This is a genomic window from Rhizobium sp. BR 362 (assembly GCF_036528765.1).
In the GTDB taxonomy this organism is placed as follows: Bacteria; Pseudomonadota; Alphaproteobacteria; order Rhizobiales; family Rhizobiaceae; genus Rhizobium.
In genome coordinates this window covers 77,921-102,910 of the sequence record NZ_JARWGH010000017.1, presented here as the reverse complement: position 1 = coordinate 102,910, position 24,990 = coordinate 77,921, and the positions used below count along the sequence as shown (strand labels likewise).

At 57.5% G+C, this 24,990-nt stretch carries 29 protein-coding genes and 1 pseudogene; 15 read left to right on the top strand and 15 right to left on the bottom strand.

The window, feature by feature from the left end; translation table 11 throughout:
* Positions 1-234 precede the first annotated feature (234 nt).
* Positions 235-1,347: pseudogene (locus QDY28_RS20180) on the bottom strand (protein-L-isoaspartate(D-aspartate) O-methyltransferase); the annotation flags it as partial.
* A gap of 139 nt (positions 1,348-1,486) precedes the next feature.
* Positions 1,487-1,693 (bottom strand): hypothetical protein, encoded by a 207-nt coding sequence (locus tag QDY28_RS20175; RefSeq protein WP_331383429.1) that lies wholly within the window; start codon positions 1,691-1,693, stop codon positions 1,487-1,489.
* A gap of 298 nt (positions 1,694-1,991) precedes the next feature.
* Here QDY28_RS20175 and QDY28_RS20170 point away from each other — a divergent pair, with 298 nt between their 5' ends.
* The 3 genes from QDY28_RS20170 (at position 1,992) to QDY28_RS20160 (ending at position 2,676) form a co-directional block, all read left to right on the top strand.
* Entirely contained in the window at positions 1,992-2,147 is a 156-nt protein-coding gene (locus QDY28_RS20170) for a hypothetical protein (RefSeq protein WP_331383428.1), read from the top strand.
* A gap of 138 nt (positions 2,148-2,285) precedes the next feature.
* The gene (locus QDY28_RS20165) at positions 2,286-2,468 is read left to right on the top strand and encodes a hypothetical protein (RefSeq protein ID WP_331383427.1); all 183 of its coding nucleotides are present in this window, start codon (positions 2,286-2,288) and stop codon (positions 2,466-2,468) included.
* Positions 2,469-2,478: 10 nt separating this feature from the next.
* Positions 2,479-2,676, top strand: a complete 198-nt coding sequence (locus QDY28_RS20160) for a hypothetical protein (protein ID WP_331383426.1) — start codon at positions 2,479-2,481, stop codon at positions 2,674-2,676.
* Positions 2,677-2,735: 59 nt separating this feature from the next.
* On the opposite strand, the gene QDY28_RS20155 is transcribed toward QDY28_RS20160, so the two are convergent.
* The 4 genes from QDY28_RS20155 to QDY28_RS20140 form a co-directional block, all read right to left on the bottom strand.
* On the bottom strand, positions 2,736-4,451 hold the full coding sequence (locus tag QDY28_RS20155) for a glycoside hydrolase family 13 protein (RefSeq protein ID WP_331383425.1): 1,716 nt from the start codon (positions 4,449-4,451) through the stop codon (positions 2,736-2,738).
* A 145-nt stretch (positions 4,452-4,596) separates the two neighbouring features.
* Positions 4,597-6,177 (bottom strand): alpha-amylase family protein, encoded by a 1,581-nt coding sequence (locus tag QDY28_RS20150; RefSeq protein WP_331383435.1) that lies wholly within the window; start codon positions 6,175-6,177, stop codon positions 4,597-4,599.
* 286 nt (positions 6,178-6,463) lie between these two features.
* Positions 6,464-6,937 (bottom strand): gamma-glutamylcyclotransferase family protein, encoded by a 474-nt coding sequence (locus QDY28_RS20145; RefSeq protein WP_331383424.1) that lies wholly within the window; start codon positions 6,935-6,937, stop codon positions 6,464-6,466.
* A gap of 26 nt (positions 6,938-6,963) precedes the next feature.
* Positions 6,964-7,395, bottom strand: coding sequence for a metal-dependent phosphohydrolase (locus tag QDY28_RS20140; protein ID WP_331383423.1), 432 nt, complete (start codon positions 7,393-7,395; stop codon positions 6,964-6,966).
* 253 nt (positions 7,396-7,648) lie between these two features.
* Between QDY28_RS20140 and QDY28_RS20135 the strand changes: the two genes are divergently transcribed.
* Positions 7,649-8,659 (top strand): SDR family oxidoreductase, encoded by a 1,011-nt coding sequence (locus tag QDY28_RS20135; RefSeq protein WP_331383422.1) that lies wholly within the window; start codon positions 7,649-7,651, stop codon positions 8,657-8,659.
* Between the two features lie 48 nt (positions 8,660-8,707).
* Here QDY28_RS20135 and QDY28_RS20130 read toward each other — a convergent pair whose 3' ends face one another.
* Genes QDY28_RS20130 through QDY28_RS20115 form a run of 4 tightly spaced genes read right to left on the bottom strand, consistent with a single transcriptional unit; the run spans position 8,708 to position 10,974 of the window.
* Positions 8,708-9,022 (bottom strand): PRC-barrel domain containing protein, encoded by a 315-nt coding sequence (locus tag QDY28_RS20130; protein WP_331383421.1) that lies wholly within the window; start codon positions 9,020-9,022, stop codon positions 8,708-8,710.
* The gene (locus QDY28_RS20125) at positions 9,019-9,384 is read right to left on the bottom strand and encodes a hypothetical protein (protein WP_331383419.1); all 366 of its coding nucleotides are present in this window, start codon (positions 9,382-9,384) and stop codon (positions 9,019-9,021) included. The genes QDY28_RS20130 and QDY28_RS20125 overlap by 4 nt, the downstream gene beginning before the upstream one ends.
* A 1-nt stretch (position 9,385) precedes the next feature.
* The gene (locus tag QDY28_RS20120; protein ID WP_331383418.1) at positions 9,386-10,603 is read right to left on the bottom strand and encodes an Nramp family divalent metal transporter; all 1,218 of its coding nucleotides are present in this window, start codon (positions 10,601-10,603) and stop codon (positions 9,386-9,388) included.
* The gene (locus QDY28_RS20115) at positions 10,600-10,974 is read right to left on the bottom strand and encodes a hypothetical protein (protein WP_331383417.1); all 375 of its coding nucleotides are present in this window, start codon (positions 10,972-10,974) and stop codon (positions 10,600-10,602) included. The genes QDY28_RS20120 and QDY28_RS20115 overlap by 4 nt, the downstream gene beginning before the upstream one ends.
* Before the next feature lie 297 nt (positions 10,975-11,271).
* Here QDY28_RS20115 and QDY28_RS20110 point away from each other — a divergent pair, with 297 nt between their 5' ends.
* The 3 genes from QDY28_RS20110 (at position 11,272) to QDY28_RS20100 (ending at position 12,366) form a co-directional block, all read left to right on the top strand.
* Positions 11,272-11,511 (top strand): sigma factor, encoded by a 240-nt coding sequence (locus tag QDY28_RS20110; RefSeq protein WP_331383416.1) that lies wholly within the window; start codon positions 11,272-11,274, stop codon positions 11,509-11,511.
* 202 nt (positions 11,512-11,713) lie between these two features.
* The gene (locus QDY28_RS20105; RefSeq protein ID WP_331383415.1) at positions 11,714-11,956 is read left to right on the top strand and encodes a hypothetical protein; all 243 of its coding nucleotides are present in this window, start codon (positions 11,714-11,716) and stop codon (positions 11,954-11,956) included.
* 14 nt (positions 11,957-11,970) lie between these two features.
* Positions 11,971-12,366 (top strand): response regulator, encoded by a 396-nt coding sequence (locus QDY28_RS20100; protein ID WP_331383414.1) that lies wholly within the window; start codon positions 11,971-11,973, stop codon positions 12,364-12,366.
* Positions 12,367-12,440: 74 nt separating this feature from the next.
* Here QDY28_RS20100 and QDY28_RS20095 read toward each other — a convergent pair whose 3' ends face one another.
* The 5 genes from QDY28_RS20095 to QDY28_RS20075 all read right to left on the bottom strand — a co-directional run bounded on the left by QDY28_RS20095 (position 12,441) and on the right by QDY28_RS20075 (position 18,916).
* Positions 12,441-12,824 carry a response regulator gene (locus QDY28_RS20095; protein ID WP_331383413.1) on the bottom strand — a complete coding sequence of 128 codons (384 nt, stop codon included), beginning with the start codon at positions 12,822-12,824 and terminating at the stop codon, positions 12,441-12,443.
* A gap of 75 nt (positions 12,825-12,899) precedes the next feature.
* Positions 12,900-16,505, bottom strand: coding sequence for a CheR family methyltransferase (locus tag QDY28_RS20090; protein ID WP_331383412.1), 3,606 nt, complete (start codon positions 16,503-16,505; stop codon positions 12,900-12,902).
* 30 nt (positions 16,506-16,535) lie between these two features.
* On the bottom strand, positions 16,536-17,639 hold the full coding sequence (locus QDY28_RS20085) for a chemotaxis protein CheB (protein ID WP_331383411.1): 1,104 nt from the start codon (positions 17,637-17,639) through the stop codon (positions 16,536-16,538).
* Between the two features lie 60 nt (positions 17,640-17,699).
* Positions 17,700-18,308, bottom strand: a complete 609-nt coding sequence (locus QDY28_RS20080) for a hypothetical protein (protein WP_331383410.1) — start codon at positions 18,306-18,308, stop codon at positions 17,700-17,702.
* Complete coding sequence (locus QDY28_RS20075) at positions 18,305-18,916, bottom strand: MFS transporter (protein WP_331383409.1); 612 nt, start codon at positions 18,914-18,916, stop codon at positions 18,305-18,307. The genes QDY28_RS20080 and QDY28_RS20075 overlap by 4 nt, the downstream gene beginning before the upstream one ends.
* Positions 18,917-19,310: 394 nt before the next feature.
* Between QDY28_RS20075 and QDY28_RS20070 the strand changes: the two genes are divergently transcribed.
* The 8 genes from QDY28_RS20070 (at position 19,311) to QDY28_RS20035 (ending at position 24,952) form a co-directional block, all read left to right on the top strand.
* Positions 19,311-19,556 (top strand): hypothetical protein, encoded by a 246-nt coding sequence (locus QDY28_RS20070; protein ID WP_331383408.1) that lies wholly within the window; start codon positions 19,311-19,313, stop codon positions 19,554-19,556.
* 384 nt (positions 19,557-19,940) lie between these two features.
* Entirely contained in the window at positions 19,941-20,435 is a 495-nt protein-coding gene (locus QDY28_RS20065; protein WP_331383434.1) for a sigma-70 family RNA polymerase sigma factor, read from the top strand.
* A gap of 111 nt (positions 20,436-20,546) precedes the next feature.
* A complete protein-coding gene (locus QDY28_RS20060) occupies positions 20,547-20,825 on the top strand; it encodes a DUF982 domain-containing protein (RefSeq protein WP_331383407.1) in 279 nt (92 codons plus the stop codon).
* A gap of 113 nt (positions 20,826-20,938) precedes the next feature.
* The gene (locus tag QDY28_RS20055) at positions 20,939-22,108 is read left to right on the top strand and encodes a zinc-dependent alcohol dehydrogenase (RefSeq protein ID WP_331383406.1); all 1,170 of its coding nucleotides are present in this window, start codon (positions 20,939-20,941) and stop codon (positions 22,106-22,108) included.
* An 11-nt stretch (positions 22,109-22,119) separates the two neighbouring features.
* Positions 22,120-22,920, top strand: a complete 801-nt coding sequence (locus QDY28_RS20050) for an SDR family NAD(P)-dependent oxidoreductase (RefSeq protein WP_331383405.1) — start codon at positions 22,120-22,122, stop codon at positions 22,918-22,920.
* 32 nt (positions 22,921-22,952) lie between these two features.
* Positions 22,953-23,267 carry a DUF2934 domain-containing protein gene (locus tag QDY28_RS20045; RefSeq protein ID WP_331383404.1) on the top strand — a complete coding sequence of 105 codons (315 nt, stop codon included), beginning with the start codon at positions 22,953-22,955 and terminating at the stop codon, positions 23,265-23,267.
* A gap of 187 nt (positions 23,268-23,454) precedes the next feature.
* Entirely contained in the window at positions 23,455-24,237 is a 783-nt protein-coding gene (locus QDY28_RS20040) for a hypothetical protein (RefSeq protein ID WP_331383403.1), read from the top strand.
* Positions 24,227-24,952 carry a metallophosphoesterase family protein gene (locus tag QDY28_RS20035; protein ID WP_331383402.1) on the top strand — a complete coding sequence of 242 codons (726 nt, stop codon included), beginning with the start codon at positions 24,227-24,229 and terminating at the stop codon, positions 24,950-24,952. Before QDY28_RS20040 ends, QDY28_RS20035 begins: the two co-directional genes overlap by 11 nt.
* The last annotated feature ends 38 nt before the right edge of the window (positions 24,953-24,990 follow it).

Sequence of the window (24,990 nt, the reverse complement as noted above, 5' to 3'; positions counted from 1 at the left end):
AGACAGGGCTCCGGTGGGGAACCCTCGCGGACCCTATGTGGCGGATAATTCCAAGCCCGAAATTAGACAGAGGCAGCCCCAGACGAACACACGGAAATGCGGTACCCAATCCGCGCATAAGAGTATGCCAGCCGTCGTCAAAATGCCCTGTCTCCTCCTTTGTTCAACAGCTCCACGCATGTGCTTTCGTCGTCAAGACCGGAAAGGAAACAGTCATGACTAAAGACCTTGCAAACGAACATAAGAGAGGTCCAGACCATAGAAGGCGGTTTGCTGAGCTGGGTCAGCTTTTCGGCTATTGGATTCGCGCATCCAGGCGACAAATGCGCTGAACTCGGCATTTCGCCACATCCAACGCGGAAATCGCTGGAAAATCTCCGCCGTATTCTGCGCCGAGCGCTGGCGAATATAGCGATCGATGGCGGCGGCATCCGGCCAGTCCGCCTCCACGGCGACGATGTTGAAGCCGTGATGCTCAATGAGGTGGCGTGTGATGGCAGCTCTGGCCTGATAGAATTCCGATGTGCCGTGCGTCGCCTCCCCAAGCAAGACCACGCGCCTGTCGCTATAGCGGTCGAACAATCTGCCGAATGCCGGATCCTCGATGGGCGGCAGGTCCTCCGCAACCTTCGCGATGAGTTCGGGAAGACTGAGTTTTTCGACAGACTTTTCTGCTGCGGCGCGGGTGTAGAGAGAGTGTTCCGCCGTCCATCCCTCGGCACCGATCAGCGGTACGAACCGCACGCCGCCAAGATCATCTTCCTCAAAGGTGTCTGCACCGGTGCGTGTGACGCGCAGGAGCCGCTGTTCGCTTTCCCCGCCTACGGGGATGATCAGCCGACCGCCGAGGTCCAGTTGATCCTTCAGGGACTGCGGCACCGATGGGCCACCGGCCGTCACGACGATGGCATCGAAGGGCGCGGCCTTGGGCCACCCTTTTGATCCGTCCCCGACGCGCACCTCGACATTGCGATAGCCGAGCCTTTGGAAGCGCTGCTTGGCTTCTTCGGCAAGGGCGGCATGCCGCTCGACCGTATAGACGTGTCTGGCGATCCGGCTCATCACCGCCGCCGCATAACCTGAGCCGGTACCGATTTCGAGCACCCTGTCATTCGGCTCGATATCGGCCTTCTCGATCATCAGAGCGACGATGAAGGGCTGCGAGATCGTCTGTCCTTCGTTGATCGCCAGCGGCGTATCTTCGTAAGCGAATTCCTCGAAACCTGGATTAACGAAAACTTCCCGCGGCACGGTCCTCATCGCTTTCGTAACGGTTCGGTCCGAAATGCCTCTTCGTTGAAGTTGATATTCGACCATATTGTCGCGTGCTCGCGAAAGAGTGACCAAGGAAGCCTCCATCTTGTGCGGATAGAAAAGTCCCGCTACCGGTCGTGGCAATAGGTTCTTGGGGCCGAACAAATGAGCAATGAAAAGGTTCAGCCCGGCGCGGCTTTTTTACTCAAAGCTGCCTCAAACGCTGCCTTTATCACCATGCGCTTTCATTCTTCTTCTCATAGTCGCTGAAGGCTTTTCTCAATCCCCCAAGTACCTCCGCCGCGGTCTCGAACATTGCCTTGAGTTGCGGCTCATCGACCTTTTCGATGTCCTGGCGCAGGTGGTCCATCGTTTCTTTCAGCCGCGCCTGTATCTTTTGCGTGTGGTGGCGCGGGTCGCCATTTGCCTTAGTAACCATGACAAATCTCCTTCCGGAAACGAAATCGCTGGCTCGCCCGCCTCGTCTGCACCCACAAGGTCAACTCATGAATGACGGCGACGGTTCCCTTGCAAATGCGCGGCTAGATACCTTCGAAGATCGTCGTTGAAACTGGATGGGAACGGTGTTCTGCGCGTCGGCCCGGCAATCCTGCTTTGCGGAACATTATCGACAAGACGAGGTTTAACGACGCGTCCGGGCGCGTTCGCCCGAGATCAGTGCTGCAGGTGAATTGCCTGCAGCCCCCTGGCTAGTGAAACCGCAGCGAGGATGGGAAATGGCGCCTCAGACCCAAGCGCGATACCGCATGATGATTTTCGTCGCCGCGATCTTCATCATCGCCTGCTGTGTCGCCACGTATTTTGCCATCACCATTCATCCTGGCGAGCCAGGTCCCAGCGCCACCAGCGCTACATCGCCAAAGAGCCCGTAAACCGTCGACGACCGATATACGCGCTGTGGAACATCGTCCCCGCGGCCTAGTTAGCAAGCAGGGATGAGACCACCTGATACGGCCGATCATCCTTCGCTTGGGCCGGACGCAATCGGCATTTGAACGAGGAGCAAAATGATGACCAGCAGACCACCACCGGTGCCACCGGAAAACAGAACCGACAAGGGGACGGGCGATCGTTCGAGGACATCGACATCCGATCCGCACAAGTCCGACACGTCGGTCAACCCGGACAAGAAAGGTCAGCAAGGAAACAGCAAAATCAACACGGTCCATCCAGGCAATCAGCAGGACCGGTAAGGAGGATCTTATGTCCACGTCCACAAAGACGCCGGCCAGCATCCGCCAAGGCGGCCCAGGCGCTTCCCATGAGAATGCCAAAGCGCCCCTGAAAATCCGCAAGCCACCAGCCGAACCCGACCGCCGCAGCCGTAGCAAGGTTTCCGGCGGCGGCGGTGAGCGCGACAGTCATCACAGCCACGATGCCGAGAAAAAGGGTGGCGGCTGACCCAAGATTCGACGGGGCGGTTTGACGATGTGCCGACAAGGAGCGTCGCCGCTTGGTCGTCACGTGGTACGCGACTCTGGCGCTGTTGTCCCCGTCGATGCCTCGGCTGCATTTTCCTTTGGCATTTCGATCTTATGAAGGATTGCCAAAGTCTCATATGGCTTGAGTTCGATCGTCTCGCTCAACCGGCTGACGGGCTGATAATTGGCAATCAAGCATCGACCTTCCACCTGCAACTCGTCGGGAAGCGGCAGAGCTACGGTTTCCACCGAGAAATTTGCGAGCACGATCACCTGCTGACCCTCGAATGTCCTTGTATAGGCGAAGATCTGCGGATGTTGATCGAAATAGGATTGATAGGTGCCGTAGACGATGACGGGATGGTTGGCGCGCAGCGTAACAAGACGCCGGTAGTAATTCCAGATCGAGCGGTCATCACCCATGTTCTGCGCCGCATTGATTCGGCTGAAATTCGGGTTCGTCTGTATCCACGGAACGCCCGTCGTGAAGCCGCCATGCGGCGCCGTGCTCCATTGCATGGGGGTACGGGCATTGTCGCGTGCATTCCGGTTGGCGACGGCGATGAATTCCTCCGATGAAAGCCCCGCCTCGACATGCAGGCGATGCATGTTGAGAGTTTCGATGTCCCTATATTGATCGATGGACGTGAAGGTGGCGTTCGTCATGCCGATTTCTTCGCCCTGGTAGATGAAAGGCGTGCCTTTCAGGAAATGCAGGGCAGTTGCCAGCATCGTCGCCGATTCTCGGTGGTAACCGGTGGAGTCGCCATAGGTCGAAACGGCACGCGGCAGATCATGATTACCCCAGAAGAGGGAATTCCACCCATCGTCCGATAGCGCATATTGCCATTTGCTGAGGACCGCCTTCAAACCGACGAGATCGAACGGCTTTGGCCGCCATTTGCCATAAACCTTGTCCCATTGTTGAAGCACGTGCTCGAACTGGAAGACCATCGATAACTCTCCGCGCTGCGAGCCGGAGTATAAGAGAGCTGAGCCCGGCGTCGCGCTCCAGGCTTCGCCGACCGTCAAGACATCGCGGCCGCTCAGTGTCTCCCGGTGCATCTCCTGAAGGTAGTCGTGAAGGCATGGGCCGTCGGCCGTGATCCCCCGATCGACATCCTTGGCGATGCGGTCGATGACGTCCATGCGGAAACCGGCGATGCCACGGTCCAGCCACCAGTTCATCATCTTGTAGATTTCCTGCCGAACGCTCGGATTGTGCCAGTTGAGATCGGGCTGGCGGTGGGAGAATTGATGGAAGAAATATTGACCGGTCGCGGCCTCGAACGTCCAGGCCGGCCCTCCGAACACGGAGAGAAGGTCGTTCGGGAGAGTGCCGTCCGCGTTGGGAGAGCGCCAAATATAGAAATCACGATAGGGGCTGTCCTTCGATGCGCGGGCATCGAGGAACCAGGGGTGCTCATCGGAGGTGTGATTGACGACAAGATCGAGAATGATGCCGATCGCCCGTTTGCGTGCCTCCGCAAGCAGTTCGTCGAAATCCGCAAGCGTTCCAAATTCCGGCGCGATATCCTGATAATCCGAGATGTCGTAACCGTTGTCGTCCATCGGCGACTTGTAGATCGGCGAAAGCCAGACCAATCCAATTCCGAGGGAGTGGAGATAGTCGAGCCGGGAGGTTATGCCTGGAATGTCTCCGATGCCGTCTCCATTGCTGTCGAAGAAGCTGCGTGGATAGATCTGATAGGCCGTCTTGGCATGCCACCATTCGGTGGCTGGTTTGGCGGTCATGGGAGCCTCATGGATTGTCGCGGCAAGCGCGTCCTTCTCTGGTGCCATATCGGCACCTTCGGCGGTATGGATTAGCCCACAACCGCCGCGGCGCGCATAGGTTCCGCGTCGGGCGCCAATCTCCCGTTTTTTAGGAGAGAGTTGTTCATGCCTCCGCCGATGGGGTGCTCCTGAACCAACGATATCCATAGGCATCAAGCTCAATCGTCGTACCTCTGCCTTTCTTTTCGGGGTAGACCCTGTTGCCCAACAATTCGGCAAGCTGTTCCGCCTCGTCCTCACCGAGATCCAATTTCACGCGGCAATTTCGCGGTGCAAGGTTGTGAACGATTAGGACCGTGCCTTGCTCCCACGTAAACTTCTGAGCGAAAACGGCCGGGTTATCAGTTTCAAGGCAGCTCCATTTGCCCCAGCCGACTTCGGGACAGGACTGTCGCGTGTCGACAAGTCGCCGTACCCAGTTGAGCAATGACGTGGGGTCACGTTGCTGCGTCTCGACGTTGACCTTATCGGCGCCGTGATCGCCGGTCATGATGACGGGATGGATAAGATATTCCTCCGCGCAGGTGGAGAAGCCCGCATTCCCGTTGTCGGACCATTGCATGCAGGTTCGCACCGGCCAGCGTTCCGGCAGGCAAAGCTCGTCGCCAAGCCCAAGTTCGTCGCCGTAGTAAATGACGGGTATGCCGGGAAGGCTGAACATCAGGCTGAACGCCATTTCGATCCTCCTGCGTTCATTGCGGAGCATCGGCGCCAGCCGGCGGCGAATGCCGCGGCCATAAAGGCGCATATCGGTATCGGGGGCAAAATCAGTATAGACCTCGTTCCGCTCCTTTTCCGTAAGGCGGCCGAGATCAAGTTCATCATGATTCCGCAGGAACTGCACCCATTGGCAAAGCTGCGGCAATTTCGGCAACCGGGCGAGCCCCCGCGCGAGAGGCTCGGCGGAATTGCTCGCCAGGGCTAAAAACAGATATTGATTTGCAAGAAAAGCAAAAAGCATGTGAAGGCGGGAACCGCCGCCGAAGAACTGCGGCATCTCCTTCGGAGGCACATTTGCCTCGGCAATCAAAACCGCGTCGCCGCGCCGCCAGGATAGAAAATCGCGCAACTCGCCGAAAAATTCATAGTCCCGTGACGCAGCCCGGTCGGGGCTGATTTCCTCGACGAGGAAGGGTGCTGCGTCTATGCGAAATCCCGACACGCCGAGCTCGAGCCAAAAACCGACGATCTTAAAAATTTCTTCCCGGACCGCCGGGTTGCTGATGTTGAGGTCCGGCTGGTGGGGATAGAAGCGATGATAGTACCAGGCCCTGGCCAGCGGATCGTAGGTCCATACGCTTGATTGGTGGCCGGGAAAGGCCATGCCATGGTTGACGTTTGCCGGCTTGGTCTTGGACCAGTTGTAGTAGTCGCGGAAAGGCGAGCGAGGGTCGGAGCGCGCCTCTTGAAACCAGGGGTGCTGCTCGGACGTATGATTGATCGGCAGATCGACGATGAGCTTCAGGCCCCGCAACCGCGCCTGATGGCTGAATTCCACAAAATCGCCAAGCGTTCCGAGCTCAGGGGCAATGTTATAATAATCGGTAACATCGTAGCCGTAGTCCATCCCGGGACTGGGATAAAATGGTAGCAACCACAGGCAGGTGACACCGAGCCGTGCGATATAATCGAGCTGATCGGTCAGACCTTTGAAATCGCCAATTCCGTCGCCGTCACTGTCCATGAAGGTGCCGACATTGAGGCTGTAGATGACACAATTCTTATACCAGAGATCAATCACGTTCGGGCATCCGACGTTGGGCGACATGCCGCCGAGCCGGCGTCCGATGCCAGCTCTCCCGGACCCCCCGAGGGTCGAAAGGATGCTGCTCGCATTATGCGCCGTTCGATCCCCGGCAAATGCTGAGATCGCTGACCTAAACCGTGTCCGGTGACAAATGTTCCGGGGACCGTGTCGGGCGCAGCGAATTCCGAATCCGTTGCTCAGGGACTAATGAATAGGTCGGCAGTCACCGCAGCCTTGCATCTTTGGAATATGTCCCGCGGCTCTGATCCTGCGATCTTTCGATGCGTTGTTCCGGTGGAACGAAGCGGCGATCGTCGTATGTGGAAAGATAGTCCGAATGGATGCGCTTTGCTAAGCTTCGCGACTTGAAATAGGCGAATGCAATGCAGGAATCACCGCCGGCCACCGGCTCCAGTTCGATCAATCCGCGAAAATGTCCGGGCTTGCCGATCAATTCCATGAGATCGAGATGCCGCAGGGTCTGATCGTCGACGTCATAAAGCTCTCCTCTGACGATCATACCGTTTCCTGGCTCGTCGAACATCATGGGTGCAAACCAGCGACCGGCAATCAGCATGGGGTAGGGCCTGCGCGTTTTGAAGAGGCCGCGGTATTGCGCACGGGCCAGTCCCCGCTCATGCAAGGAACATCCCCTTTTCAGCGTCCCGAATGCAAAAAGACGAATAGCCGCTGACATGCTCATCCTTTCAGAATCGCTCAACGTCATCTTCCGCGATGACCTTGTTCCCGAATGATTTCGAGGCCGTGCCGGTACTTGTCGGTATCACCGCCAAGCTGCTGTTGCTGCCACAGATTGTCTTCGAGATCGGCCTTCTTCACCGGCCTTGCGAGGGGATTTGCGATTGCGCGGCGAACAAAGGCATCCTCCTCCTCGTCCGGGCGTTTGGTGAGGGCATCGACGGCTGCGAGGACGGCCGGAGAAAAACCTTCCTCCCCGAGGCGGCCGATGGTCCAGCCGGGGCCTTTTTCTACGACGTCATGCAGATAGGCCACGATCTTCTTGTCCTGGCCCGAAACCGCAAAAGCCACGCGACGACAATGCTGCACATAAGGATTGCCAAGCTTATCGGTCTGGCCGGCATGCGCTTTGGTCGCAATTTCGATGGCACGATCCAGGGGGGTTGTTGATGACATTGGCACCTCGTCGGTTATTCCCCTGCAACATGGCAGTGCAGGCTTCATGGCGAAGATGAGCCGGGCGGTCGTCGGAATGGTGAGACCCGGCATCCCTGCCGCTGCGCGCATCGCAGTGTCCTCAAAATTGAAGATCATCCGGCTAAACCGTGGAGAGCGCTGGAAGTTCCCGGCGCGGCTGTGGCCCCCCTCCGTCGTTGGGAACATTTCAGAGAACCTGTGGTTACTGGAATTCAGATGCGGGGAGGTTTTCATGATGCGTAACGTGCCAGGACAACTACGCGGCGCTGTCGTTGTCATTACCGGCGCTTCAAGCGGGATTGGCGAGGCGACAGCGGAGGCATTTGCAGCAAAGGGAGCCAGGCTCGTTCTTGCCGCACGCGATGCAAGCGCCCTGCAAGCGGTGGCAAAGAGCTGCCGAGATAAGGGCTGCGATGTTCTGGTTGCGCCCACCGATGTCACCGATGCTGCCGCTGTCAAAAATCTGGCTGCAAAGGCGATGAGCTTCGGCAGCATCGATGTTTGGGTCAGCAATGTCGGTGTCGGTGCTGTTGGTCGCTTTCATGAGACACCCGTGGAGGCCCATGAGCAGACTATCCGTGCCAATTTGATAGGTCATTTGAACGATGCCCACGCGGTGCTTCCGATGTTCCTTGAACAGGGCGAGGGCGTTTTCATCAACGTCATCTCGATCGGCGGCTTCGTTGCGGCCCCGTTCGCCGCCGCTTACAGCGCCAGCAAATTCGGGTTACGCGGATTTTCGGAGTCGCTGCGGGCGGAACTCGCCGACTATCCCGGCATCCACATCTGCGACATCTATCCATCTTTCGTTGATACGCCCGGCATTGGCCACGGGGCAAATTACGTTGGCCGAAAGCTGACTGCGCCGCCACCTATTATCGACGCAAGACGCGTTGCCCGTACCATCGTCAATATCGCAAGATGGCCGCGGCCGACAACAACCGTCGGTGTGATGACCAATGCCGCCAGATTGGCTCATCTTATCGCTCCAAATTTCTCAACCCGGATGGCGGGGCGGTTGATGAGAGCCTATTTTGAACGAGCCCCTCGCGTCCAAATGAGCAACGGCAACCTTTACCGGCCGCCGTCAGTTCCGGGTGGCATCGACGGTGGCTTGCGCTCTTCGAACGCTACCATGGCCCCGGCGCTGGCCGTAGCGGGCTTGGCGCTCGTTGGACTGACCTGCGCCCTTGCGATGTGGCAATGGTCAAACCACCGCTCTACGAGACGGTATCTTTGGTAAGGAAAAGGTTCAAACAGCGGCTGCCAGTACCGGCGGCGATGCGCGCGCTCATCGAGCTCTCGCGTCAAGCTCGGCGACGCTGCAGCGGAGTTTCAAATGGTCGAGATCCGTCAAATCGAGCTTGTCCCATGGCACGATGTGACCGCTTGGCTGGTCCTTGAAGCCGAAAGGCCGCAGAATGGCGTGACCGATCGTCGTTGCCGATAGCCTTTCGAGCAAGCCAAGCGCGCCGAGATGATATTCGACCACGACGTAATCTTCGTCGGCAGCTTCCGCTTGGATCTCTTCCAAGCGCCCGATCGGCTGATCGTTGATATCGTAAACCTGCGCTCCAAGCAGGAGTTCCAGGTGAATCTCCGTCACGACAGACCTCCCGGAATGTAGCGGAGGACATGTTGCCTCAACCATTCCTGCGTCTGTCCGAATGGTGTCTCGCTGTCGTCGATATCGGCTTCGATATTGAGGCCGACATCCGTGATTTTCGACCATGGGATCCGATAAGGACGCCAACTGTCAGGCCGGCCCCTTCGCTGGGAAAAGCGGAGTATCCAGCCATGGAGGCGCCGGCTCAGTCTTCGTACCAGCGTCGAGCTGCCTATTTCGATGAAGGCGACCTTGAGCTGACCGCCATTCTCGGCCGTGAGTACGATCCCGTCGACTTTTCCGATACGAGCCTGCCGGCGATCGACGACCTGCTTATCCAGAACATCATGGACAAGATGCATGTCAGCCTCCGAAGATTTCCAGGGGTGTGGTTACAATCGAAAGTACGAACGCCATGGCGACGATAAAGATCACGGCGGCATTGCCGATCCATCCATTTCGGTGCTCTCCCACATAGGCCGGATCGTTCATCAGGATGAGGAAAGGAACGACGCCAAACGGCAGGCTGATGGCGGTGATCGCCATCGAAAAGATGGTGAGTTTGAGTGGATCGATGCCGAGGGCTATCGGGATCGTGGCGATCAGAAGCGAAACCGTATAGACAAGGCAGAAGGCGGGATTATTTCTCGGTTTTGTGTTTTCCGACCAATTCCACCCGAAGCCCTGCGCAACCAGATAGGCCTGCGCTAGACCCACCTCGAGGATTGCGCCCAAGCAGGTGATCCCGAGTGACGTTGCAAAGAGATAAAACCCCCATTTTCCGAAGGCGGGGATGAGGATCATGGCAATTTGCTCATATCCTTCGATGTCTTCGATCCCCCTTACAGGATAGATCATTGCAGCCAGCACCATGATGGCGGCGGTGATGATCGCGCCGAAACTCATGCCAAGGATTGCGATGGCGCGGTTGGCGCCGAAGTAGCTCTTGTCCCATTTGTCCTCGATGGCACCAGACGAATAGAAATAGAATAGATAGGGGGAAATGAGGGCACCCAATATTCCGACGACGATGAAGCTGTAGTGCAGTGGGTCTTCGCTGGGCAGTGTCGGCACCAGGCCTTTTGCGACTTGCTCCCATGGCGGACCCATGACGAAGACCGCAAAGACGAAAGAGAGCGCGATCAGCCCCAAAGACGATATGCCGTTCTCGATCAGGCCGAACGTGCCTCGCCAGAGCAAGAGCCAGACAACAAATGTCACCGGCAGTGACCACCATTGAAATTTCACGCCGGTCAGAAACTGCAGCGCAAGCGATACGCCGCCGATCTCCGCCGCAAGAACGAGAAGGTTGACGAGGAATGCGATGGCTACCGTCAGAAGAAAGATGTTGGCACCGAACCTGGCTCGAATTCCGTCGGCGATCGTGTAATGGCTCGCAATGGCGAAGCGCCCCGACATTTCAACCAGAAAAGTCACGCAGACGGTGCCGAGCACGATGGCCCAGAGAGGGGTGAATTGATAGGCCGCCCCGGCCTGACTCGCCGTTGCAATATTCCCCGTTTCAAGAAAGCCGCCGATGCTGGTGACGACGCCAAGCGATATCTGCAGCAATTTTTTCATTGTGCCGCTCCGGAGCTGGCTTTCAACTCGGCTTCGAGCCCCCGCAAATCCTGCAGATGCTGCGAAACCATACCCGTTCGGCCACTGACGATATCGTCATGCGCGGCACCGATGGTTGTGGTGAGACGGCCCACTAGATTCTGGGGAGATGTCGGAAGTTCCTTCGACAGACTCGCGATCTCCTTGCCGCATCGCTCCATGGTGAGTGCGGTAAAGCTGTCTGTTACCAGCATTTTGGCCCGTGCGTCCAAGGCCATGTCTGCCGTTGCGCTCCAGGAGAGCACCGCCTGAATTTGGCGTTTGATCTGCTGCTGTCCGTCCGAGCAGGAGGTCATGCTCACGAGCAGTAGGGCCATGATGAAAACTTTCACAACAGACTCCTCACGGATGCCTCCCGGGCTCGATATCTCCAATATAATCAAGTGAGGGTAGGTAAGTTCCAAGCCGTGACGCCCGAGCATCTCCGGGCATTGCGACCTTAAACTCCATGGCCTTCGAAGAAGATCGGCAGAGTACTAGTCCAGGTCTAAGAAGACAGTCGATCTCCAGATTTCTGACGCCAAGCAGGAACAAGCCGAGGATCATACCCGTTAAAAAATATCGGAGCGCTTGGATGCCTTCCGATGGAGATAGACGGAACAATCGTATGAGTTAGTGAAAGAGAAATCGTGACGGATATTTCCCGACACCATCGATTACGAGCTGAAATCGAGGGGCTTATGCCGGCGATGCGGTCATTGGCGGAAGCGATCTGCAGGAATCCGACCGATGCGGAGGATCTCGTGCAAGAGACGGTGGCGGCGACGCTCGCAAGCCTGGATCAGTTTCCCGAACGCATTTCGCTCGAGTGGTGGATGTTTGCGACGATGTACGACAGTTTTCGTCGAAAATTCGAGATTTCGGAGTAAAGATCCGCGAGGAATGAAGGCAATCTCCGCCAAGGAGACCGCATGAGCTTCAGAGAATGAGTAATCTGCGCCAGAAAGCCAAAGAAATTGCGTATCTGCCGTTCACGCAATGGAAGCGGCTGGATTTGAGCCATAACTGGGTTCATGATGCGCAGGAAATCTCCTTCAGGAGGAAACCATGCGCAGACGCGAGGAACTTGCAATGGCAGTCGGCCATGTGCGCGATGGTGAAAAACGCGTTCTGAGGCAAGAAGCGCTTATTGGCAGGTTGCAGGTGGGCGGTCATCCCAGCGAACAGGCTGTGGAATTGCTGGACACCTTCAACATCACCCTGAATCTGATGAGAGGTCACCTGCATATCATCGAAGTTGAACTCGACGAGGAACGGCACCTCAAAAAGTTGGCGCGTCAGGCACGGTCCAAGGCCACCGGCAAATTGATCTAGGACGTCCGGATATCATGCGTAAAGAGCACTCGGAGCAGCCAGTGGTTTTGGTAGTGGAAGATGAGTATCTGCTCGCCTTCGATCTGGCCGAGTCACTCGGCGATCATGACCTTATTGTCCTCGGGCCAGCGCCTACCATCGCTCAAGCTTTATCTCTTATTGCTGAGACGGATGGGATCGATTGCGCCATTCTCGATGTCAGTGTCAATGGGGAGATGGTTTTTCCCGTGGCCGAGGCGCTGTCAAAGCGGGGAATACCGTTCGTATTTACCACCGGATATGAACAATCTGTTTTTGGCGAACGATTCACAGGTATCGAGGTCTATTCGAAGCCGCTCGATATCGAACGCGTGACGATGGAAATCTCTGCTCTGGCGCATGACCACTGTGTCAAGCGCGGGCATGCGTAAAGCGGTTCAGCTTTTCAGAACCTCCCCACCTTTTGCGTTTCGCCTTTCCTCGGAATGCCTGCTCACGATGTTCGTCAAGAATCCTGCCGCCGTGGACCAAAAAGGGCTCGCGCGATATGCTCGATCTCGATCGGCTTTTCGCAAAGAACAAAGCCGGTGAAATGCGCGGGAATGATCGACGGATCATAACCGGTGGCAAAGACATAAGGAATATTCAGTTCATCTAGCCTCTCGGCGACGGGAAACACCATTTCGCCGTCGAGGTGGACATCGAGGATCGCCGCATCGACACCTTGATCCTGGATCAATTCGAGAGCCTGCTCGACCCTTGCGGTTGGCCCGACGACTATAGCCCCAAGCTTCAGCAATTGTCGGCGCGCCTCGTTTGCGAGTAGATACTCATCTTCCACGATCAAAACCCGTCGGCCGGAAAAGAACTGGCTGTAGCTCTGGCTCATCTCGTCAGACCGATTGTTGTTGAATTGTGGGGGCGCAAAGGTCTTCGGACATAGGCTCAGTGGCGGGTTTACATTTCAATGGCTCGCCTCATGCAGTTTGATCTTCTCGGAAAGAGGCAGTTCGATGGTGCAGATCAATCCTTCAGGCGTAAATTCAAGCCGTCCGCTGCCGCCGAACTGATAGGGTACTACGTTCTCAATCAGCTCGGACCCAAATCCGCGCCGGGCCGGCTTCTCCGGCACTCCTATCAGCCCTGTCTCTTGCCAGACCAGCTTCAAAGAGCGCTTGTTGCCCTCACCGTGATTATGGAAGGATATGTTCAACTTTCCACCGTCTCGCGACAATGCCCCATATTTCACGGCATTGCTGGTCAGTTCATGGATCGCGAGGCTCATGCTCTCCGCGGCTTTCCCGAACAGGGCCGCGTTCGGACCCGTGATCGTGACCGGATTTTCATCCCCGCCGGTCTGCGCGGATATTTCGCTTTCGATCAGCCCTTTGAGGTCCATTGCGGCATCCGGCGCGCTGGTCAACAAAGTCTGCGTTCTCGCCATTGCATTGATACGGCCTTCCAGATGATGGGCGTAATCTTCCACCGTCTCACTCGTTTCCGCGGTATGGGCGGCGATCGAACGGATGATCGCGAGCGTGTTGCGCACTCGGTGCTGGAGCTCATGCAGCAAAATCTGCTGATGCTCTTGAAGAAGCTGCATTTCGTGCACATCGGTCGCCGTGCCGAACCATTCGAGCACCTTGCCGGCATCGTTCTTTACTGGCCGAGCCCGAAGATGCACTGTCCTGTATGCATTCCTTTCGGCATTGAAGAGGCGATGCTCCAACTCGAGCAATCCGGTGCTTTCGGCTTCCCTCCAGGCTTCCATGACCTTCTTGCGGTCATCGGGATGTATGGGTTCAAGCCAGCCTCTGCCGCGCGATGCCGCTTCGGTCTGGCCGGTGAAAGCCGTCCATTGCGGGCTGCTCCAGGTCCAATTCCCCTCCGCCGCGGCGCGCCAGACGAGTTGCGGGATGCCTTCGACGACGGAGCGCAGAAGTGCCTCGCGATCCCGCAGGCGCTCCTCTGCCCTGACAAGGGCCGTCACGTCCAGGAAGGTCAAAACGGCGCCCTCGATCACATTATCGACGCTGCGATAGGGAAGCACGCGGATAAGATATTGCGATCCGCTCTGCGGGTTTTTCGTTTCCCGCTCGATGCTGCTCAGCGTCCGGATAACGCGTCGGACGTCTTGCTCGAGATCGTCATAGGCGATTCTGGTGGCTATGTGATGGATCGGCCTGCCGAGATCGGTGTCGATGAGATGGAATATGTCGGTGATCGCGGGCGTGAAGCTTTTGATGCGCAGGTCATTGTCGAGGAAGACGGCGGCAATCTGAGTGCTGTCGAGCAGATTTCTCAGATCGGAATTGGCGCGTGCCAGCTCTTCCACGCGATGGGCCAGTTCGCCATTGACGGTCTGAAGCTCTTCGTTGAGGGATTGGAGCTCCTCCTTGGACGTCTCGAGTTCTTCGTTCGACGATTGAAGCTCTTCGTTGACGGATTGATATTCCTCGTTCGAAGCCTTCAATTCTTCGTTGGTGCTTTCCAGCTCTTCGACTGTTGCTTGCAACCGGTCGCGCGCCTGGCGAAGCTCGTCTTCCAAACGCCGCACATGTTCTTCCTGACCGGCGGATGGAATGACGCTGCCGGCATCGTCCTCACCGACTACTTGACCGTCCTGAAGGATCACCATGAAACGCCTCGGCTGCCCGGGGGCGGGGTCGATCGGTTCGATCGACATGGTGACCACCAGGGCGCTGCCGTTTTGACCCACCTTCAAACCGCCGACCTTGACGGTTGCCTTTTCCGTCTCTGCCTTATGGAGCGCTGCGCGGAGATCTATACGCAGATCGCGATGGATTAAGCTGAAGACATTGAGGCTGGCATGGCCCGAAGGCGGATCGATGAACTTGCCGGTGCGCCCGGAAAAATGCAGCACGTCGTGGTTTTCATCGACGATCATGTAGGCGGGCGCATAACGCTCCATGATCCGCTCGGCCTGCTTCGTCAGCACGGATACATTGTTGACGGCGGGGCGGACCCCGGACGGCATATAGGGCGATCCGTTGCGCTCGGTTGCCGCCGACAACGGGAAATCCGGCAGCAGACGCGTCATGGTTTCGATCTGACGGAATATTCGGAAGCGGCGATCCACCGGCGTAAAAAGCTTCCCATGACGGCTGACATTCTCGGAATTTCCAAGGAACAGGTAGCCGCCCGGCCGCAGGGCGAAATGGAAAAGCGGAATGACTCTGTTCTGAAGTTCGGCCCCGAGATAGATCAGAAGGTTGCGGCACGAAACCATGTCGAGCCTTGAGAAGGGTGCGTCCTTGATGAGATTGTGCTGCGAAAACAAGCACAATTCCCGCAATTCCTTGACCACGGAATAGGTTTCGCCCTCTTTGACGAACCAACGGGCCAATCGCTCTGGGGTAACGTCCTTGATGGCGGAGGCCGCATAGCGTCCGACACGCGCCTGCGCCAGCGCGCGGTTGTCGATGTCGGTCGCAAATATCTGGATATGCGGCACGATGTCGAGTCTCGCCATCTGTTCGCGCAACAGAATGGCGATCGAATAGGCTTCTTCACCCGTGGCACAGCCAAGCACCCAGACACGGATGTGATCGCCCGCTCCCTTGCCTTCGAAGAGTTTGGGGATGATTTCCCGTTCGAGATATTCGAACTCCTTCGTATCCCGGAAGAAATGCGTCACGCCGATCAACAGGTCGTTGAACAGGCTGTTCGCCTCGTCGGCGTCGGTACGCAAGTATTCCAGATAATTTTCGATCGTATCGGTCTGCGTTACCTGAATGCGGCGTTGCACGCGCCTCAAGAACGTATTGGGTTTGTAGCCGTGAAAATCGTGACCTGTCCGGTTGCGAAGTACGGCGGCAATCCGGGTCAATTGCGGGCCGGCTTGGACGACCAGTTCGTCAAAATCCTGCGCCAGCGTCTGGCGTTGAAGGCTGCGGATCTGCGCCTTGATACGGATTGCCAATTCCTCGGCGGGCAATATCAAATCCGCCACCGCAGCCGCACTCTTCGGTTGTGAGGACGGATTCGAAATATCCACAGATTCCGGGCCGCTTTCGGCAAGCGCCAATCCGCCGTGCTCCTTGACGGCTATAATACCAAGGGTTCCGTCCGTGCCGCAGCCGCTCATGACGAGCCCGATGGCTCGCTTTTGCTCCTGCTCGGCCAGCGAGACCAGGAAGCTATCCATGGTCCCGCGTTCACCGGATGTGTCGGGAGTGTGATGCGTCAGCAGCCGATCGTTTTTCAAGGTGGCGGTCATACCGGCGGGAACAATATAGATGCGCTCGGACTCCATCGATTCGCCGTTCGCAGCCGACCGTACGGTACGGCCGCTGACCGTCGCCAGACGGGCTTGGAATGATTCCAGATCGAAGTCGTCGCGATATTGCATCAGGACGACGAATGCCGCCCCGGGAGAAGAGTGCATATGCTCGAAAAACACTTCGAGACTGCCGGTCTCCATCACGGAAGCTCCGATCCCCACTATGATCGGTGACCGCAAGCCAGATCCTTCCCCGGTCTCAACTTCGGCTTCCGTCAAAAGCTCGTCACTCTTTTTACCCCGAGATTTCTTTGTCACGTCTGGCATTCCGTGCTCTTAAGCCGCCGAGACGGCCGATTACGATTTCGGCTTCGTTCCCGTACGCATTTCCAGGTCAATGACCTCTGACCCGCTCTCGTGAGGAGCCTCATCTTCCATGCCCTGAAGAAGGGCCTTGCGCAAGACATCTGCGTGCTTTCGGTATTCCATGGCCCGCTCTTCATGCATTTGCGCCATGCTCAAGCGGTTGGCCTCTCTCGCTTCCTTTGCCATGCGGCTGACTAGAGTGGCGCGTTCTTCGAGGGTTCGCAAGGCCACCTGCATGGCGACCTCCACGAAATCGCGCTGCTTGGCAATCAACGCCTTCGCGGTATAGGCATGTCCTATCTGGCAGCGAAATCGCAGCGGTTGCGAATGCCGCACCTCCGACAAGACCCCGCCGCAATCCGGGCACGTCAACGGGGAAGGGTCGGCTAGTTCCTTGATGCTCGATGTGTCCGCGCGGCCGCCTGCCGCGATCTCTACTTCAATCTTGATGTTGGCCGGCAATGGCCGCGCCGGGCCCGGTGGCTCCGACGCGAAGCGAAGGATCGCCTGTGCCAACTCCACGGACGTCGCGCTGAGATCGACGGGTGTAGCTTCCAATGCCGACATCGGCATCTCAGGCGCGATCGCATCCGTCGGCGCTTGAACAACGGCGATGCCCCCGGCTTGCTTTATTACTGCCAAGCCGGATGCGCCGTCGTTCATCTTGCCGCTGAGAAGGACACCGATCGTTCTGGGACCACAGGAAAGAGCCGCCGAGCGGAAGAGCGAGTCGATCGCGGGGCGAGCTAGATTTTCGCGAGGCCCATTTCCCAGGACGAGCTTTTCCTTTGTCAATAATAAATGGTGGTTGGGGGGAGCGATATAGATTTGGCCGGGCCGAATGACATCGCCGTCCCCGGCCTGCTTCACGGGCAAATTGCTGGACGCGGAAGCCACTGACCTGAATATGCCGGCGCTGTTTGCGGGGACATGGACAACTACAAACACTGCTGCCTCGAAATTGCGGGGCAGGGCGGCTAGAATAGTCCTTAGAGGATCCGACGATCCCGCCGATCCGCCGATGACGATGATATCGCGATTAGCCATCACACCCTCGCATGAAGAACGAACAAGCGGCGGCAGACTTTGTTCCATTCGTCACTGCCGGAGCGGACGCGGCCATTGCTACTATCGAATTGGGGAAAAAGCGCCGGTCTATTGATCCTGGCGCGTTTCGACCCTGGTTAACGACCTCTTTTCAGCCACCAGCGCAATCACGGCAAGAACGGTGATCACTGCGGCGAAGGCGATGTGTGCGAACATCGAACTCGTGAGAGTGGAGAGCAATCCGATGCCGATAACCGGAAGAGCGTTCCCGCTGTAGACAGCGATAAGGTAGCTTGAGACAACCTCACTGCGCTGATTGGCAGGCGCGATCGCATTGACCAGATCGAGGCTGCCGCGATACCCCAGCGCCCCTGCAATGCCGCCGAGCGTCGTGGCGACGAACAGGAGTGGCAAGGATTTCATCAATTGTGCCGTGACGAGCAGCCACGTGCCGGCAGGCAGCAGCAACAATGCGGTCAGCATGGCCGCCCGGATAGCCAACCTTCCGGTTACCCCGACTGCAATGACCGCCACCGCAAATAGCTGGAAAACCATAGCGCCGGATACAGCAGGCGAGGTCTGATGCAAGCTTTCCGACAACAGGCTCGGGATCAAGGCGGCGTAAAAGCCGATCAACGCGAATATGACAAATCCGGTTAGAGCCGGAGACACGAATTTCGACCTGATCTCCTGCGGCAGTCCGAGTCTCGGCTTCACCGAGATGTCGCGCAGACGCTGTTTTGGATTTGCCACGGTTTCGGGCACAAAGGTAATGACTCCAGCAATCCCGACCAGGAGAACGAGGTATAGGACATAGGATAGGCGGAGCGGCCAGGGGGCGAACTCCGCAGTCCGGAGGCAAGGGGTGCCACGGCCAGGCCGGCAAAATTGGCTGCAGAGGCTATTTTCGCGGTGGGGAGCTTGTTCTTGCCCGCCGATAGTTCAGCAATCCATGCGGTTGCCGCACCTGCGGCAAGGCCGGTGGCAATTCCGCTGAGGATCCGGGCAGCAAAGAGCCATGTCACGCTGCTCGCAAAGGCAAAGAGGATCGTACTTGCAATGCCGAACGCAATCGCTGGCAGGGTGATGCTTTTGCGTCCGATCTGATCTGACAGGCGGCCAAGGATCAGCAACGCCACCAGATTTCCGAAAACATAGACTGCATAAATCAGGGTTAGGACAAGGCCGGAAAACGAAAATGCCGTCCGATAGAGAGGATAAAGCGGCGTCGGCAAAGTTGCGCCGATGAAAATAATGGCGAGCTCCGCCGCAACGGCACCCACTGCGACAAAAGACGTGAAGTCTCGATCCTTCGCATGGTGCATAAGAGCCATCGTGCATAAGAGCCATCGGTCAAATCCTTCTGGCTGCCGTCATGACGTGGGGAGTACACTAGGCAAGCCGGCCTATTTTATCTCCGGAACAAGAGCTTAAGTGCGGTATTTTCAGGCAGAAGTTTAATCGGCGGCGATGATCCGCTCGTCGCGAATGGCGTGCCCTTGAAGCGGCAGGGAACGCCTCGCGGCGGAAAATGTTCCCCAATTGCCGGATTGTTTGGGTGCTCGCAATCGCTCCAATCATCCTGACTGCCCTCGAAATCTTCAAAAGCCTCGGAACCAATCGGTGCGAAACGCTTTGCTCAAGAGGTGCGGATAGAATGTTTGATGCTGAACGGCCGCCCACCTCGTCACAACGAACCTCAGCGATAGGAGACGAGACATGTCGAAATCGGACAATCCTGGCGGAAAAGACGCGGCCGATATCCATAAGGATGCGAAAGGCCAATATCGCAGGCTCATCAAGAAGAGCGATAACAACGGCGTCGCCAGCGCCAAGCCGAAGGTGATTACCGGGTCGGACGACGCAACGGTGAACAAGAGGCCGCCTGGCCAGAAGAAACCGGACAAAGACTGGGATCTCAACTACGATCCTGCCGATATGAACGAAGGTAAATATCGGGGGTGACTGTGTATTTTAGCTGATCGGGAACTTAAGCACGGGATGTCGGTTCGGAAGCTGGATCGCGTGTAATTCGTCCCTTCCTGCTTGGCCCCTGTCGCCACTCGCGCGGTCCACCTCTCTCGCCTTCAGGTTATGTCGAAGAAATTTCTGAAACCGGACGGAACAAGCTGCAACTGGGTTCGTTCCTTAGGGGATGCGGAGAGCGCTTGATAAAGTCTGAAGGGAGTTCAGGCGCAATCGCGGCAACTCGCTCAATATTGGTGGAATGATCCGATCGGCATCCGCAGGGATATCGATTACGATGGTCGTGGCGTTTGCACTCGCGGGGCGGTGCGACGTTGCGTCAATCGCGAATGACGCGGCTAGAAGGAGAGCGTTGTGCACGACATGTCCCGATCCGCCGACCTACAGGCTGAAATCGTGAATCTCATTCCGGCTCTTCGCGCCTTCGCAAGAACCTTCCATAGGAACTCTGCCGACGCCGATGACCTGGTTCAGGAGACCTTGACAAAGGCGCTTGCCAATCTTGGACAGTTCGATCCGGGGACACGGCTAAAATCCTGGCTCTTCACCATCATGCGCAACACGTTCTGCACGAAGTTCCGCATAGCCAAGCGCGAGTCCCCCGGCGTCAAGAAATGCGTCTCCGGCTTCGGGGTGGAGGCGCCATCGCAAGAATGGACGATCCGCGCGAAAGAACTAGAACGGGCCTGCAACCTGTTGCCGGAGCCCTATCGTGCGGTGCTGGAATATGTAGTCATCGAGGGTCGCTCCTACGACGATGCGGCGGAAAAGTTCGGCTGTGCGATCGGCACGGTCAAGAGTCGCATCAATCGCGCTCGCCAGCAGCTCGCCGCCCAGCTCGATGAGGACTTCGGCTGATATCGCCGAAATAGCCACCTCTCCATCCTCAGAAACGACTGGCGCAAAACGCCCTCACACACTCCATTTTGCCTGCCAAACCTCGCCTCGCCGATAGCCAAGGAGGAGCAGATGAACGAAATCATTGATGTCAAATTCAACGTGCTCTGGAACGCACCGGTTTGCGTTACAACAGGCGATCGGTTCGCCTCATTCGTGCACGGTCCGGAAGACGCGATCCACTACCTGTGTGTCGAGTGGCCGTCCGAAAGAGGCGCGTCCCATGCACGGGCCAAGGAAAAATGCTTTGCCGCCGTCTCGCATCAGGTGACCGTCGAGGCTGCGCGCGAGGCTTTTGTCAGAGCGTGTCAGGATTCGCATTTAATCCCGAATGACGCAATGTCGCAGTGAACGCGCCGGCCGCAAAGGCATGTGAAGAAAAAACTCCAGCAATCAAAGAAGGTGGGAACATTCGCCGGATGCGATGGTTCTAGGTCGCTCGTCGGCCAATCGGGAGAACTGTTGTGAGAGCGCTAACATGGCACGGCAAACACGATATCCGCTGCGAAAGCGTTGCCGATCCGCAGATCCAGGATGGGCGCGACGCGATCATCAAGGTTACGGCATGCGCGATTTGCGGCTCCGATCTCCATCTCTATGACGGTGTCATGCCTTCCATGGAAAGTGGCGACATCATGGGCCACGAAACAATGGGCGAGGTTGTCGAAGTCGGCAAGGACAACGGCAAGCTCAAGGTTGGCGATCGGGTCGTCGTTCCTTTTACCATCTCCTGCGGTGAGTGTTTCTTCTGCAAACGCGGCTTTTTCTCCGGCTGCGAGCGCAGCAATCCCGACCGCAGCAAGGTGACGAAGCTGTGGGGGAACTCGCCTGCCGGTCTCTTCGGTTATTCCCATTTGCTGGGCGGCTATAGCGGCGGGCAGGCCGAATATCTGCGCGTACCCTATGCCGATGTCGGTCCCGTAAAAGTTCCCGAGGATCTTAGCGACGAACAGGTCCTGTTCCTGTCGGATATTTTTCCCACCGGATACATGGCGGCCGAGTTTTGCAATATTCAGCCGGGTGACACGATCGCCATCTGGGGCTGCGGCCCTGTCGGGCAGATGGCTATCAGATCGGCTTTCCTCCTCGGCGCCGAACGCGTCATCGCGATCGACACCGTTCCAGAGCGTCTGTCATTGGCCAAATCCGGTGGCGCGGAGACGCTCGATTTCCTGAAAGAGGATATTTACGACCGGATCATGGAGATGACGTCTGGCCGCGGCGCCGACTCATGCATCGATGCCGTGGGAACCGAGGCGAATGCATCGGCAAGCTGGGATTCTCGGATGGATCGGATCAAGGTCGCGACCTTCATGGGTACCGATCGACCGCATGTGCTGCGCCAGGCAATCCACTGCTGCCGCAATTTCGGCACGGTGTCGATCGTCGGCGTCTACGGCGGTTTTCTCGACAAGATACCCATGGGTTCCGCGATCAATCGCGGTCTCACCTTCAAGATGGCGCAGACTCCCGTGCAGCGCTACCTGCCGCTGCTCATGGAACGCATTCGGAAAGGCGAGATCGATCCGTCCTTCGTCATCACCCACCGGGGAACACTCGAAGACGGTCCGGATCTCTACAAGATGTTTCGCGACAAAGAGGATGGCTGCGTGAAAGTCGTCCTGAAACCTTGAAGGAGGCATTGATGGCCAAAACTGCGATTGGCAAAGGCCTTGCCGTGGTCACGGGAGCTTCGAGCGGCATCGGATATGAGTTGGCAAAGTGTTCCGCTCAAGAGGGTTATGATCTGATCATCGCCGCCGACGAGAGCCGCATCAGGGATGCGGCGGCCAGTTTGATGGAATTCGGCGTTAATGTCGAAGCGGTCGAAGCGGATCTGTCGACGACGGCGGGCGTCGACCTGCTGACCGAGCGCATAGCGGCGTCGGGCCGCTCCGTCGACCTGCTCATGGCGAATGTCGGACGCGGTCTCGGAGGGGATTTCCTCGATCAGGATTTCGCAGCGGCGAGGAAGGTCCTCGATACCAACATTGTAGGCACTCTTTACCTCATTCAGCAGATCGGGAGCCAGATGCGCAGCCGCGGCGAGGGCCGCATCCTGCTGACGGGTTCGATTGCCGGCTTCATGCCCGGCGCCTATCAGGCGGTGTATAACGGCACGAAAGCCTTCATCAACAGCTTCTCGTTTGCATTGCGCGAGGAGCTGAAGGGAACCGGGGTGTCGGTGAGCTGCCTGATGCCGGGTGCCACCGAAACAGAATTCTTCAAGCGCGCTGGCCTTATGGATACGGCGATCGGACAGGCCAAAAAGGACGATCCCGCCGAAGTCGCGCGCATCGGCTTCGATGCGATGATCGACGGCGAAGGAGATGTGGTCAGCGGTTGGAAAAACAAGTTGCAAGCCGCCGTCGCCAATGTGACGCCGGCCAGCATACTGGCGCATCGACACGCCCGAATGGCCGAGCCAGGCTCTGCCAAGAACTGATTTTCCGGAAGAACCTAGTGATGGAGAAGAACATGCAAGACTCAAGGGACGAGAAAATCCGCCTTCGTGCCTACCAGATTTGGGAGCAGGAAGGACGGCCGGAAGGCAAGGATATCGACCATTGGCATCGTGCCGATAGCGAGATCGAGCAAGAGCAATACCAGACGCAAGCCGAGCAGGATTCGAGACCCTCAGACACCGAGGAAACGGAATCGGCGACGCAGGCCGTGCGGACACCGGAGGCGCCCCCGGCTCTGTCGAACAATCAGGCGGGCGCGAAGCGCCAGCGTGCCCCGCTTTCCAGTTCTGCCGCGGAAAACAACCGCGTCGCAAGGTCCAAGAGCTGACGCGGCAGCATGTGCTCCGACACACGACGGCCTGTGATGGCGATGATTTGAAATCGTCATCCGGGCCGTGGAGAGCATGATGGAACAACCGTCTGCTGACGGTGTTGATCCCTGTATGTTTCTGCGAAGCGGTGATCAGATGATTGCTCCGACGGATATGGATCGAGGCGGCACAGGCAACTTGCCGATGAAAGCGAAGGCTGTGCCTCAATTGATCGATCCGGATGCGGAGCCGTTTGTCGCCGCTGCCGTCAACGATCTGGCGGAGTCGCAGATCCCATTTCTCGTCGCCGGCACCTACGCGGTCAGCGCCTATACCGGAATTTCCCGTCCCACCAAGGATTTCGACGTCTTCTGCAAGGCGGGTGACTATGCGCGCATCCTCGCGCATTTCCAGAAGAAGGGCTATGCAGTGGAGGTCGAGGACGAACGCTGGCTGGGGAAGATCTGGAAAGGCAGGCACTTCTTCGACGTGATCTTTGCGTCATCGAACGGCACGATGCCGGTCGGCGATGAGTGGTTCGAGGATGCCCGGCAGCTCGAGATGTGCGGCCGCTCCGTCCGAATTGTCGGACCAACGGAGCTGATTTGGTCGAAATGCTTCGTCCAGCTTCGGCACCGCTATGATGGCGCCGATATCGCGCATGTAATCCTGAAGGCGCACGATAAGATCAATTGGCGCAAACTCTTGGGATATTTGGAGGTGCACTGGGAAGTGCTGCTGATCCAGCTTCTCAACTTCCGCTGGATCTATCCCTCCGAGCGCGACAAGATTCCGGATTGGCTGATGGATGAACTGCTCGACCGCCTGAGCGCACAGCGCGACCTGCCCCTGCCACAGATGAAGATATGCCGCGGCCGGATGTATTCGCGGATCGACTTCGAAATTGACGTGGAGGAATGGGGCTTTGCCGACGTAAGCGGCGACGGGGAATTGCGCACCAAAGAGGAGAATAAGCATGGCCAATGATCAACGACGTAAGTTGAGAATTGCCGCCGTTGCCGATCTTCATGTCAAGGAAGATCGCGAACAATCCTACAAAGCGCTCTTCGCCGACATCTGTGCGGTGGCCGACGTGTTAGTTATCGCCGGCGATCTGACGGACCTCGGTAAGCCGAAAGAGGCTGAATTGCTCGCCGCCGACCTGCGCAACTGCACGGTGCCGGTCGTGGCGGTGCTCGGCAATCATGATTATGAAAGCGGCGCCGTCGAAGAAGTGACGGCCATTCTGACCGATGTTGGCGTGAAGCTTTTAAACGGCCGGGCCGTGGAGATCGAAGACGTTGGTTTCGTCGGTGTAAAGGGGTTTGCCGGAGGGTTCGGCCGCTACATGCTGAGTTCCTTCGGAGAGCCTGCCATCAAGGCGATGGTTGCCGAAAGCGTCGACGAAACGATGCGGCTGGAAAACGCCATGCGTCAGGTCCGCGCCAGCCGCTCCATGGTCGTTCTGCATTATGCGCCGATCACCGAGACGGTCGTCGGCGAACCGCCGGAAATCTTTCCCTTCCTCGGCTCATCGCGTCTTGCCGAGACGATCGACCGTTTCAAGGTCGATGCGGTCGTCCATGGACACGCGCATCGAGGCAGTTATGAGGGCCGCACTCCTGCCGGGGCACCGGTTTTCAATGTCGCCGCCCATATCGAAAAACCAACCGGCAAGCCTTACGCGCTCATCGAACTTTAGCGACGGTCTCGGCTAAGGACGGCTGTCACTACCGACAG